8 protein-coding genes and 3 pseudogenes are annotated in these 11,424 nt (G+C 66.7%); 9 read left to right on the plus strand and 2 right to left on the minus strand.

The genetic code is table 11. From position 1 onward, the window contains the following. Window positions 1–64: 64 nt before the first annotated feature. The 4 genes and pseudogenes from mreD to GLA29479_RS22985 all read left to right on the plus strand — a co-directional run bounded on the left by mreD (window position 65) and on the right by GLA29479_RS22985 (window position 4,838). The gene (gene mreD / locus GLA29479_RS22970) at window positions 65–550 is read left to right on the plus strand and encodes a rod shape-determining protein MreD (RefSeq protein WP_031372077.1); all 486 of its coding nucleotides are present in this window, start codon (window positions 65–67) and stop codon (window positions 548–550) included. Beyond that, window positions 550–2,667 (plus strand): annotated as a pseudogene (gene mrdA / locus GLA29479_RS22975) (penicillin-binding protein 2); the annotation flags it as partial. The gene mreD and the pseudogene mrdA, both read left to right, overlap by 1 nt. Window positions 2,668–2,768: 101 nt before the next feature. Then, on the plus strand, window positions 2,769–3,884 hold the full coding sequence (gene rodA / locus GLA29479_RS22980; RefSeq protein WP_057916695.1) for a rod shape-determining protein RodA: 1,116 nt from the start codon (window positions 2,769–2,771) through the stop codon (window positions 3,882–3,884). 84 nt (window positions 3,885–3,968) lie between these two features. Next, window positions 3,969–4,838, plus strand: coding sequence for a hypothetical protein (locus GLA29479_RS22985; protein WP_144436713.1), 870 nt, complete (start codon window positions 3,969–3,971; stop codon window positions 4,836–4,838). 74 nt (window positions 4,839–4,912) lie between these two features. Here GLA29479_RS22985 and GLA29479_RS22990 read toward each other — a convergent pair whose 3' ends face one another. Together GLA29479_RS22990 and GLA29479_RS22995 are read right to left on the minus strand one after the other, a co-directional pair. Further along, complete coding sequence (locus GLA29479_RS22990; RefSeq protein ID WP_057972977.1) at window positions 4,913–5,329, minus strand: hypothetical protein; 417 nt, start codon at window positions 5,327–5,329, stop codon at window positions 4,913–4,915. Between the two features lie 107 nt (window positions 5,330–5,436). Continuing rightward, the gene (locus GLA29479_RS22995) at window positions 5,437–6,750 is read right to left on the minus strand and encodes a TraB/GumN family protein (RefSeq protein ID WP_057972978.1); all 1,314 of its coding nucleotides are present in this window, start codon (window positions 6,748–6,750) and stop codon (window positions 5,437–5,439) included. A gap of 274 nt (window positions 6,751–7,024) precedes the next feature. Between GLA29479_RS22995 and GLA29479_RS23000 the strand changes: the two genes are divergently transcribed. From GLA29479_RS23000 to GLA29479_RS26225, 5 genes and pseudogenes are all read left to right on the plus strand, one after another. Further along, a complete protein-coding gene (locus tag GLA29479_RS23000; RefSeq protein ID WP_144436714.1) occupies window positions 7,025–7,498 on the plus strand; it encodes a hypothetical protein in 474 nt (157 codons plus the stop codon). A 149-nt stretch (window positions 7,499–7,647) separates the two neighbouring features. Beyond that, on the plus strand, window positions 7,648–8,001 hold the full coding sequence (locus tag GLA29479_RS23005; RefSeq protein ID WP_211265016.1) for a type II toxin-antitoxin system PemK/MazF family toxin: 354 nt from the start codon (window positions 7,648–7,650) through the stop codon (window positions 7,999–8,001). Window positions 8,002–8,250: 249 nt separating this feature from the next. Next, complete coding sequence (locus tag GLA29479_RS23010) at window positions 8,251–8,682, plus strand: hypothetical protein (protein WP_057972979.1); 432 nt, start codon at window positions 8,251–8,253, stop codon at window positions 8,680–8,682. A gap of 195 nt (window positions 8,683–8,877) precedes the next feature. After that, window positions 8,878–10,020: pseudogene (gene mltB, locus GLA29479_RS23015) on the plus strand (lytic murein transglycosylase B); the annotation flags it as partial. Between the two features lie 119 nt (window positions 10,021–10,139). Beyond that, a pseudogene (locus GLA29479_RS26225) lies at window positions 10,140–10,817 on the plus strand (septal ring lytic transglycosylase RlpA family protein); the annotation flags it as partial. Between the last annotated feature and the right edge of the window lie 607 nt (window positions 10,818–11,424).

An 11,424-nucleotide genomic window follows, 5' to 3' on the forward strand; every position in this document is an offset into this window, starting at 1 on the left:
CGGCCGCCGCGACCGGCCGACCGCCGTCCACCGCCCCGTCCGCGCCTGCCGCCGGAGACGATCGATGACCCGCGCCCGCCACCATTGGGTGTTGCCGGTCAGCCTGATCGCGGCGCTGACCTTGAGCTTGCTGCCCTTGCCGCAGTTCCTGCTGCCGCTGCGGCCGTACTGGCTGGGTCTGGTCCTGGCTTATTGGGTGATCGAAGACCCAGACCGGGTCGGCCTCGGCTTCGCCTTCCTGGTCGGTCTGGCCGGCGACCTGGTCTCGGACGGCCTGCTCGGCGAGCAGGCCCTGCGCCTGGTGGTCATGGCCTTCATCCTGCAGCGCTTCCGCGCCCGTCTGCGGTTCTTCCCGTTGTCGCAGCAAGCGCTCGCGGTCGGCGGCTTGATGCTCAACGACCGCATCGTCACCTCGGCGATCCACGTGGTCCTGCGCGAGCCGGCGCTGCCGTCGACGTTCTGGCTGTCGCCGCTGGCCGGCATGCTGCTGTGGCCGCTGATCTTCCTGCTGCTCGACGCCCTGCGTCTGGGCAGCTGGCGGAGGCGTTGATGGGCCCGCGCCGCAGCCCGATCAAGAAACGCGTGCTCAAGAACGCCGCAGCCGAGGCGGACCAGTTCCGCGCCCGCGCCGCGATCGCCTTCGCCTTCGTCCTGCTGGGGGTGATCGGCCTGGGGTTCTGGTACTTCCGCCTGCAGGTCTGGCAGCACGACGACTACGCCATGCGTTCGGAGGCCAACCGGGTCAAGCTGCGGCCGGTGGTGCCGGGGCGCGGGCTGATCTACGACCGCCAGGGCCGCATCCTCGCCGACAACGTGCCGGCGTTCCGCATCGAGGTCACCCCCAGCGAAGCCGGCGACAGCAAGGACTGGCTGCCGCAGCTGGCCCAGGTCGTTGCGTTGACGCCCGAGGAGATCGCCCGCTTCGAGAGCGAGCGCAAGGCCACCCGCGGCTTCAAGCCGATCGTGCTGAAGATGCGGGTCAGCGACGAAGAAGTCGCTGCGTTCGCGGTCGACCGCTGGCGCTTCCCCGGCGTCGAGCTGGTGTCCTACCTCAACCGCCGTTACCCCTACGGCTCGCTGTTCGCCCACGTCATCGGCTACGTCGGGCGCATCGACAGCAAGGACGAGGAGGCGATGGGCCAGAACGCCGGCGTGCTGACCCACACCGGCAAGACCGGCCTGGAGCGTTTCTACGACGAGCAACTGCGCGGCCAGATCGGCTACGAGCAGATCGAGACCAACGTCGACGGCCGGCCGATCCGCCAGGTCGGTTACGTTCCGGCCAAGCCCGGCGCCGACCTGCGCCTGAGCATCGACATGGACCTGCAGCAGGCCATGATCACAGCGTTCGGCGACATGGACGGCTCGGCGGTCGCGGTCGATCCGCGCACCGGCGAAGTGCTGGCGATGGTCAGCCTGCCGAGCTACGACACCAATCTGTTCGTCAACGGCATTTCCTCGGCCGACTACAAGGCGCTGTCGGGCAATCCATCGCGGCCCCAGTTCAACCGCAACGTGCTCGGCGGCGGTCCGCCGGGCTCGACCATGAAGCCCTTCGTCGCTCTGGCCGGCCTCGACAGCGGCCTGCGCCGCGCCGAAGACCGCACTCTGTCGACCGGCGAGTTCCACATCCCCGGGCAGAAGCGCGGCTATCGCGATTCGCACGGCGGCGGCCACGGCTGGGTCGACCTGCGCGAATCCATCGCCCAGTCGGTCAACACCTACTACTACAAGCTCGCGCTGGAGATGGGCATCGCCCGTTTCGACCAGTACATGACCCGCTACGGCTTCGGCCAGAAGACCGGCATCGACCTGGCCGGCGAGAACATCGGCATCCTGCCGTCGCCGCAGTGGAAGGCCAAGCGCAGCAAGGAAGGCTGGTACCCGGGCGAAACCGTCATCGCCGGCATCGGTCAGGGCTATTGGGTGGTGACCGCGCTGCAGCTCGCGCGCGGCACCGCCGCGATCGCCAACGGCGGCCGCCTGCAGCAACTGCACCTGGTGCGCGAAAGCCGCACCGGCTACGAAGCGCCGTGGCTGCCCAAGCAGGTCGCTGCGCCGACGCTCATCACCGACAACCCCGCGCATCTGCGCGCGGTGCAGGAAGGCATGGTCTCGACCATCCACGGCGCGCGCGGCACGGCGAAGGTGATGGCGCGCGGCGCGCCGTACCGCATGGCCGGCAAGACCGGCACCGCGCAGAAGATCAGCCGCAAGGGCAACGTCAGCATGAATCCGCATTCGCTGCCGCTGCACTTGCGCCATCAGGCCTTGTTCGTCGGTTATGCACCGGCCGATAACCCGACCATCGCGGTCGCGGTGGTGGTCGAGCACGGCGGTTACGGCGGCAGCACCGCGGCGCCGATCGCGCGCAAGATCTTCGATGCCTGGTTGCTCGGCAAGATGCCCGAGCCCCTGCCGGGCAAGAACGAGGCGCCGACGGTGCCGAAGCTGGCCGCGGCCGACGCTCAACCGCAGGCCGACCCGGCCGCTGCGGCCGAAAACGAACCCAAGATCGTGCCGGTCGCGATCAACGGCGCCTGGGCCGAAAGCGTGGCCGCGGCCAACGCCGTGGTCGCCGCGCAGCCGGGCCGCGCGCCGCAGGCGCTGGAACGCCGGCCGCTGCTGCGCCCGCACTTGCCGGGCGCAGCAGCGCCGACCGATGCCGTACCGAACGAGGCCGGCGACGACGCGTCCGGCGAACCCGAGGACGAGCCCGTCGCGCCAGAGCCCGCGCCCACGGTCGCGCCGGCGGCGGAGCCGCGGCGATGAGGGTGATCCTGCGCTACCTGTGGGACCTGCTGCAGCGCTTCACCCGCACCCTCGACCTGATGATGTTGGCCGCCTTGCTGGCGCTGATGGCGATCGGCCTGGCGGTGCTGTACAGCGCGGGCGAACACTCCATGCGCATGGTGATCGCGCAGGGTTCGCGCTTCGGCGTCGGCCTGCTGGCGATGTGGGGGCTGTCGCGCATGCCGCCGTCGCAGCTGCGCAATTGGACCCCGTTGGTCTACGCGCTGTCGATGATTCCCCTGTTGCTGGTGCTCATCGTCGGCACCGGCAAACACGGCCGGCACTGGATCGACCTGAAGGTGTTCTATTTCCAGCCGGCCGAGCTGCTCAAGCTGAGCCTGCCGATGATGGTCGCGTGGTATCTCAACCGCGAGGCCTTGCCGCCGAAGCTCAAGACCGTGCTGATCGCCGCGGTGTTGATCGGCGTGCCGACCGCCTTGATCCTGCTTCAGCCCGATTTCGGTACGGCGATGCTGGTCGGCATCAGCGGCGCCTTCGCCCTGTACCTGGCCGGCCTGCCGTGGTGGTGGTTCGGCGCCGCGTTCGGCGCCGTCGCCGCGACTGCGCCGGTGGCGTGGTTCTGGCTGCTGCGTCCGTACCAGAAAGACCGCATCCTGACCTTCCTCAACCCCGAAACCGATCCGCTCGGCACCGGCTGGAACATCATCCAGTCGAAGATCGCGATCGGCGCCGGCGGCATGACCGGCAAGGGCTGGCTGCAGGGCTCGCAGTCGCACCTCAACTACCTGCCCGAACACACCACCGACTTCATCTTCGCCGTGCTCAGCGAAGAATTCGGCTGGACCGGCGTGATCGTGGTGCTGGCCCTGTATCTGTTCGTGGTCGGCCGCTGCCTGTGGATCGCCGCCGACGCCCGCGACGGCTACTCGCGATTGATTGCGGGTGCCTTGGGCTTGGCCTTCTTCGTTTACGTCATCGTCAACGGCGGCATGATCTCCGGCCTGCTGCCGGTGGTCGGCGTGCCGATGCCGCTGCTCAGCTACGGCGGCACCTCGGCGGTGTCCTTGTTGGCCGGCCTCGGCGTGGTGATGGCGGTGCGCGCGCATCGGCCGGTGCACGGCGGGCGTTGAGTTCGACGGGATACGCCGGCGGCCGATCGCGCGCTCGTAGCGGAACGGTTCCGAGCTGAGCATTTCTTTCTCGCAGGAGGCGGCATGAAAGGATTCGCGATCGATCCCCGCGCGCTGTCGGTGCTGGTACTGCTCGTCGTTGCTGTTTTTCCGAGGCCGGCGCCTGCCGACGAGAGCGCAAGGCGCGCCGCGGCGCGTAGCTACCTGAAGCTGCCCGCGGGTGGAAAGCCGGCGGCGCTGCCTTACGTATGGGAGCGCAAGGCCGGCGCGAAACACCTCGCCGTGCTGGGGACCAGGCACCTCAGCAATCCGCATTCGCCAATGTACGACGGCATCGAAGCCGCGTTCGAGCGTGTCCGCCCACAGATTGTGCTGCACGAAAGCCAAATCCCCGGCGACCTCAAGACCATGTCGAAGGATGCGGCGATAGCACGCGCTGCCGATCTCGGCTTCATCGCCTATCTGACGCACCGGCGCGGTATCCCGGTCCGCAGCGGCGATGCGTCGGTGAAGCAAGAGATCACCGCACTGCTGGCCCGCTACAGCACCGAAGAAATTCTCGTATTCATGGTGGCGCAGCGCCTGATAGGAAACCGCCGCAATCCGGACCTCAAGACGGCCGAGGCCCAATACGCAGCCTTCTACGCCGATTATCTGGTCGCAAACGGTCTGCCGAAGCGCGAGGGCTGGGACCGATGGTCAGGTTTCATGCGCGAATATCAACGTCTGCTCGGCAAGCCTTTGTCGGGCAATGGGTGGGACCCGGACCTGACCAGCCCGATCCGTCGCGGCAGGCTCAGCGAACTCGCGCGCAGTACCAACGCCGTGAGGGATCGTCACCTGGTCGCTTCCATCGAACGGGCAATGCGCGAGCACGACCGAGTCTTGGTGGTGTTCGGGGCTTGGCATGTGCTTGCGGTGGAGCCGATTCTCGATTCGGAGTTTGAGCGATAAGCCCAGGTCGCCGAGAGCCCGCCGTTCATGCCTGAAATGCTGCCGCTGCTGAAATGGCGCCCCTGACGGAACGATCAGACGTCGCCGCGCTCCCGATGGAACTTGTCGATCTTCTCGACCTTGAACCAGAGCGCCTCGCCGTGATCCACGGCGGTCGACGTGGTGACGACGATTTCGTTATCGGCCCTGAAGGTGTTCATGACGTAGCCGTCGTCTTCTTCGTCGACGATCGGCGTGCCCAGGGCGGCGATGGTGTGGGCCCGGTTGAACTCGAAGCTCAGGCCGTAAGGCAGCACCCCGGCGAACTTGTCGTTCTGGCCGTTCTGGTGGCGGTTGTAGAAATGGATGCCGCTGAGGATCCAGTGGCCGTCGTCGCGCGGCTCTCCGATCTCTTCGCGGTAGACGTTCGCTACGGTGAAGATCAACGCAAGTCCGAGATCGTCGAAATCGAGGTACTGGACGACGTCAGGCCCTTGGGGGCGCTCGATCATCCCGGCATCGGTAAGGTACCGGGCTAGGCTGGCCTGGGCCGAGGAGTGTCCGAGAAGATCGACGAGTCGGTTGCCATCAATCATGAGGTGACTCCTTTCTCGATGGATCAGCGCTTAGGTTGACATCGGGTGTGCGACGGGCCGGCGGAGATCGGTGGGGCGTCCGTGGGCGGTTCCAGCTTTGCAAGCGTCACATACCCAAGAGTCTGCTCCCTATCGCCGCCTTGTTGCACGAGCCTGTACTCGCCGGGCGGGAGCATGAGCGTGACCTGATCGACCTGCGTTGGCACGAGCACTTGGTCCATGGCGATGGAGAGTGGCGGCTCAGACGCCTTGAAAGCCCTGATCATATGCGCCTGTGGGGATGGCGTTATCGCAATCCTGCAGGGCTGCCGGTAGCCCCCCATGGAGAGCCAGTCAGGGCGGCCCTCGAAATAACGCGCGCGAGGGTGGAATACGGCCACGTCGAAGCCTGGCGCCGATAGCAGACCGGCAGGGCGGCGGATTACGAAAGGCGTCGTCTGGGCGAATCTATCGACAACGCTGTTGTACAAGGGGCTGTCCAACTCGCTGCGGCTCCTCGGAGTTCCCCATATCTGATTGATCGTGAGTGGGTCGAGGGCGGAGCTGCGCTTCAATATCTGCGCCATCCAAAGGCGATCGTCCGAATTGTCGGATTCCGAGATATGGCTGGCCCCCGCATAAATGAATATCCGGGCAGTAGGATTTCCCCTGAGCAATGCGCCGATGTTCTCGGCTTGCGCCGTCTCTCGCGCAAGACGTGAATCCTTCTGGCCCGCGTTCTCTTGGTGAGGACGTTGTTCGTAGTCGAACATCGAGTAGCCCAGGATCGCCGCCTGTCGCGCCATGTCGGCATACAGCGGGTCGGCGGTGTAAATGCCGGTTTCGAGGTCGGGGGCGCCATCGACCATGCTCGCTTGCAGTCGTGGGCCGAAAGTTTCGGCCGCGAAGTGAGTAAAGCCGATCTTGCGCAGTTCGATCAGGAGCAAAAGCGCAAAGGCGCGGTGCCGCTGATGCGTGTGATCCTCGTTGAGCATGACGACGCGCGCACGATCGGCTTCTTTCACGATCTCTGCGAGAGCGGGGCGAGCTGTCGCGTTGTCCAGGTCGACAGTTGCGGAGGGCCAAACGGAAGGAACTGCATCGCGGTCGTGCATCCGCTCGGTTCCGAGCGTGTCGCCGGAAATACTGTAGAACTGCGCCGCAAGCCTAGCCGGAATCTTCCCGGTCTCAACTCCCTCACGCAGCATTTCGATAGCAGGAAAGGGCCGGTCTTGCTGAAAGATGAGCGCCATGGCTGCTGAAAGCGACGTGACGGGATCATCCGCAGGGGACGACGCGGTCGGCAGGGAAAGCAGAATGCCGCAGCATGCGACGAGGCCGAGCTGAGCGAGCTTCATGTGTGCTCCGTTACCTGATCCCTGGTATTCGTTGGCGCTCCGATCATGAGGCACCCCGGGTCTCAGTCACAAGCGTGTGGATCGGTTCTGGGTATTTCTCAAGCCAGCGTCTGAGTAAGCGGTCGACCTCGGCTCTCTTGGCGATAGAGGTGTCGGCCAGACGTGAACCATCATTCTGAGCGCGCGAGGTTGTTCGTCGGTTGCCGCCAGGAGTGGATGGGTGGCTCGGCAGCGAAGCCGCTAGACTACCGGGCTCGTTGGGTCGGCAAGTTCCATGATCATCAGGACGGACAAATCGGCATTCCGCAGTAAGGCGGAGCGGACTGCTTGGTATCACGTTGCTCTGGGCGCCTTCGTATCGCTTACCGGGCTCTGGTGCTGGCGAGGGTCGTTGGAGCCTGTGCCGACTCATTTGGAATATCTGACGGGCGAAATCTCCAGAGCGGAGACGCGCCGCAACAGCATCGAGTTCTTCGTCGCCGGGCGCGAATTCGACTATCCGAGCATCCTGCCGAAGGCGGCGCTTGCGCGCAGCCTGCTCAAAGCAGGCAATACGGCGACGGTCGGCTTTTGGCCGGCCGATCCGTCCGAGATCTGGGCGCTCACCGTCAACGAGCAGGCGATCGTGCTGCCGAATGCGGCCCATCAAGCACGCGTGAGCAACGGAAAGTTAGCGTTCTGGCTTTTCGTCGTATGCTCGATTTGCACGGGCATTCTCGGCTGGCGTTTCATAAGGCAGTCGAGGTGATCTGACTGACCTGCCTGATCCGGTGGTGCCCGAGCTGGTCAGTGCGCAGTCCGATCCGCTAACGAGAGAGAAGCGACCCGCAGGCATGCCGAGCGATGCGTCCGATGGATAGAGAAGAAGAGGCCTGCCGTAGCGTTTACCGCGGAACCGTGAACCGGGGCGACCTGTTCTGGGTGCCGCCCGATCCGTCGCGAGGCTCGGTGCCCGGCGTCGCCCATCCGCACGTCGTGGTGCAGGACGATCTCTTCAATCACTCGCGCATCAGCACCGTGGTCGTCTGCGCCTTGAGCTCGAACATCGGCCGGATCAGCGAGCCCGGGAACGTATTGCTGGAGTTGGGCGAGGGCGGTCTGGCTAAGCAGAGCGTGGTGGTTGTTTCGCAGGTGTCGTCGATCTACAAGACGCGGCTAGGCGAGTACATCGGTGCCTTGTCCGAGGAACGCGTGGCCCAGGTGTTGGCGGGAATGCGTTTCCTGCAAACATCGTTCTTCAATCGCGGTTGATGCCGGCGATTGTCCGCTGTGCGTACGAACCTGAGCGGTCTGTCGCGTACTGCGCTCAAACGCCAGCAGTCGTCGTGGCCGCGCGCTCGGCCAGCAAGGCGCGTACGTTCGGCGTCCTGGCCAATGCGGCAGAGTCAAAGCCCGGAGCCGTCATGCACGGCTTCGATCGCATCGGACGATTCGAGTGCGCGCATCAGCATGCACAGGTCCGGGTATCGTTCTTGATGCCTGTCTCCGCGAATCTTCTGCATGTCGTCCATCTGGCTTGCCACCACCGGCACCCTGCGTTACAGCCCGCCATTGGGCCGCGGCGGCCACACCCGTCGCGACGGCGGCAGTACCCAGTGGTGGCTGATCGTCGACGGCGACCCCGAGCTCGGCCGCTATCTGCGCCAGCAGTACTGGATCGGCCACCACCGCACGCGCAGCCTGCAGGCGCCGCTGTGGGGCACGCATGTCTCGGTGATTCGCGGCGAGACGCCGCCGCGGCCGACGGCCTGGAAACGCCTGGACGGGGCGACGGTGGCCTTCGACTACGATCCGCAGGCGCAGCAGACCCAAGGCTATGTCTGGTGCGCGGTGCGCTGCCCTGAGTTGCTCGATCTGCGCGAGGAACTCGGCCTGGCGCGCGAGCCGCAGCCGGCCTTGCATCTCACCATCGGCAATGCCCTGCCCGGATGAGGCGGCGACGGAAAGCGGCAGAATGCCCCGCCACGGCCGTTTCGACGGCCGCTATTCATGTTTGCCGAAACGAACGCAGTGTCGTGACGGGTCGCGCCGGCCGCTTCCGATTCGACAACCTGACATGAATAAAATCGGTTAAGTCCCGCAAACCCAAGGTTTTTTGCCCCGCTTTCGCGTGCTAACCTCGCCGCGATGACCCGACGCCAAACTGCCCGTCGCGCCTTGTTTTGCGCACTCATGATCGCTCTGGCTGCCTGCGCCACGCAGACGCCGCCGATCCCGACGTCTACCCTCGCGGCCGCCCCGGCGCCGAAACCGCCGGCACCCGCCGCCGCGCCGACGCCCGTCGTCGGCACGCCCGCGCTGCCCGACCCGGTCAAGCCGATGCCGCTGGCGCAGGCGCGCGCCGAGTTCGTGCGCGATACCGCCAGCCGCTACGGCGTCGATCCGGTCTACATCGAATCGGTGCTGGCCAAGGCGCAGATCCGCGAGGGCATCGTCGCGGCGATGTCGCGCCCGGCCGAGGCCAAGCCGTGGCGGGACTACCGCCCGATCTTCATCACCCAGGCCCGCATCGACGGCGGCCAGGCCTTCCTGGCCGAGCATCGCGCCCAGTTGGCGCGGGTCGAGGCCGCGACTGGCGTGCCGGCCGAGATCATCGTCTCGATCATCGGCGTGGAAACCAGCTTCGGCAAAAACACCGGCAAGTACTCGGTGGTCGATGCGCTCTACACCCTGGCGTTCGCCTATCCGCGCAGCGGCGACCCGGCCAAGGCCGACCGCGAGAACCGCCGCGAGGCCTTCTTCCGCGGCGAGCTGGCGCAGCTGTTCGCGCTCGGCAAGGAAGAGCAGATCGACATCACCAACCTGATCGGCAGCTATGCCGGGGCGATGGGCTGGGGCCAGTTCATGCCGTCGAGCTACCGCGAGTTCGCGGTCGACGGCAATGCCGACGGCAAGCGCAATCTGTTCAGCGACCTGGACGACGTGTTCTTCTCGGTCGCCAATTACTTCGTCAAGAAGGGGGGCTGGGTGCGCGGCGGCCCGGTGACGGTGCGCGCCAATCGCGACGCGAGCGCGCAGGACTTCGTCCCCGACAGCATGGACCCGGTGTATTCGCTCAGCGACCTGGCCGCGCGCGGCTACCGTCCGCTGGGCACGGTGGCGCCGACCGAGACCGCGACGCTGCTGAACCTCGACGGCGTCAACGGTCCCGAATATTGGCTCGGTTTCCGCAACTTCTACGCGATCACCCGCTACAACATCTCCAAGCACTACGCGATGGCGGTGTATCAGCTTGCTGAGGCGATCGCCGGACGGGAGAATCCCTTGGCCACCGATATCGTCACTCCGCCCGCCGCGCTGGCCCAGCCCGCCGCTCCGGCAGTCCAGGCCCCCGCAATCAAGGCGCCGCAGGCATGAGCGGGCCGGGCACGAAGCGGCCGCCGATCGCGATGATCGGGCGGCTGGCCGCCGCCGTCCTGCCGCTGGCCCTGGTCGCCTGTGCCAGCGCACCGAAGAAAGGTTCCTCCGAAGCCCTGGCCCTGCCGGAGCGCGATCGGGTCCATGCCAGCGGCCTGCCGTCGGCGCAGGCGCACGGCGGCCGCAAGAAGTCGCCGTACGCGCCGGCTCAGGAAGACCTGAGCAAGCGCGGCAACTACAAGGCCGGCGGCCTGTACGCGCCGGGCGTGTCCGACACCACGCCGACCTATATTCCCGACGTCGACGCGATTCCCGAGCCCGAGGTCGTCGCCGAGGCGCGCTCGCAGTTCGGCAACCGCTCGCCGTACAAGGTGCTCGGCAAGAGCTACAAGGTGCTCGATTCGCACGAGGACTACCTCGAGCGCGGCACCGCGTCCTACTACGGCCAGAAATTCCACGGCCGGCGCACCTCCAATCTGGAGGTGTACGACATGTACGCCTTCACCGCCGCGCACAAATCGCTGCCGCTGCCGAGCTTCGCCCGCGTCACCAACCTCGACAACGGCAAGTCGGTGACCGTGCGCGTCAACGACCGCGGCCCGTTCCACGACGGTCGCGTGATCGATCTCAGCTACGCCGCCGCGGTCAAGCTCGGCATCACCCAGCGCGGCACCGGCCGGGTCGAGGTGCGCGCGCTGCACCCGGGCGATGCCGCGCCGCCGGTCTACGCCAGCGCCGCCAACAACCCGCCGCCGTCGGCGCCGGCCAAGCCCAGCTCGCCGTCGGCCATCGACCGCCTGGTCTCGGCCATGCCGATCGCCAGCGCCAATGCCGGCGAACTGCCGCCGGGCGTGCGCATCGCCACCGGCAAGCCGGCCACGCTCACCAGCACGCCCGCCAGTGCACCGGCCAGCGCGGCGGTCAAGACCACGGTCGCGACCGGCAAGCCCGTGGCCGCCGCCGCGGCGGTCAAGTCGGCCACGGCCGTCGCTTCCAAGGCCCCGGCGGCGTCGAGTGGCGGCAAGCTGCTGCCGGGTAACGACTATCGCTTCGACATGATGCAGAACGGCAAGTCGATGACGGCCGACGAGTTCGACACCTGGATGAAGTCGCGCCAGGTGCGGGTCGCCACCGGCAAGGGCGCCGAGATCGCCCCGCCCAAGCCGCTGACCCGCGCCGAGCAGCGGGCCATGGCCAAGCAGCAGAAGGAACAGGCCCGCGCCCTGGCCGCCGCGCAGAAGGCGGCGAAGAAGGCCGGCAAGGTCCCGCCCGCGACCGCCATCGCCGCCGCTTCGGCCGCGACGCTGCCGGCGCCCG

The organism is Lysobacter antibioticus (genome assembly GCF_001442535.1).
Taxonomy (GTDB): domain Bacteria; phylum Pseudomonadota; class Gammaproteobacteria; order Xanthomonadales; family Xanthomonadaceae; genus Lysobacter; species Lysobacter antibioticus.

Coding starts and splice junctions, on each gene's coding strand:
- mreD (WP_031372077.1), top strand. CDS start 65: ATGACCCGCGCCCGCCACCATTGGGTGTTGCCGGTCAGCCTGATCGCG.
- rodA (WP_057916695.1), top strand. CDS start 2,769: ATGAGGGTGATCCTGCGCTACCTGTGGGACCTGCTGCAGCGCTTCACC.
- GLA29479_RS22985 (WP_144436713.1), top strand. CDS start 3,969: ATGAAAGGATTCGCGATCGATCCCCGCGCGCTGTCGGTGCTGGTACTG.
- GLA29479_RS22990 (WP_057972977.1), bottom strand. CDS start 5,329: ATGATCGAGCGCCCCCAAGGGCCTGACGTCGTCCAGTACCTCGATTTC.
- GLA29479_RS22995 (WP_057972978.1), bottom strand. CDS start 6,750: ATGAAGCTCGCTCAGCTCGGCCTCGTCGCATGCTGCGGCATTCTGCTT.
- GLA29479_RS23000 (WP_144436714.1), top strand. CDS start 7,025: ATGATCATCAGGACGGACAAATCGGCATTCCGCAGTAAGGCGGAGCGG.
- GLA29479_RS23010 (WP_057972979.1), top strand. CDS start 8,251: ATGTCGTCCATCTGGCTTGCCACCACCGGCACCCTGCGTTACAGCCCG.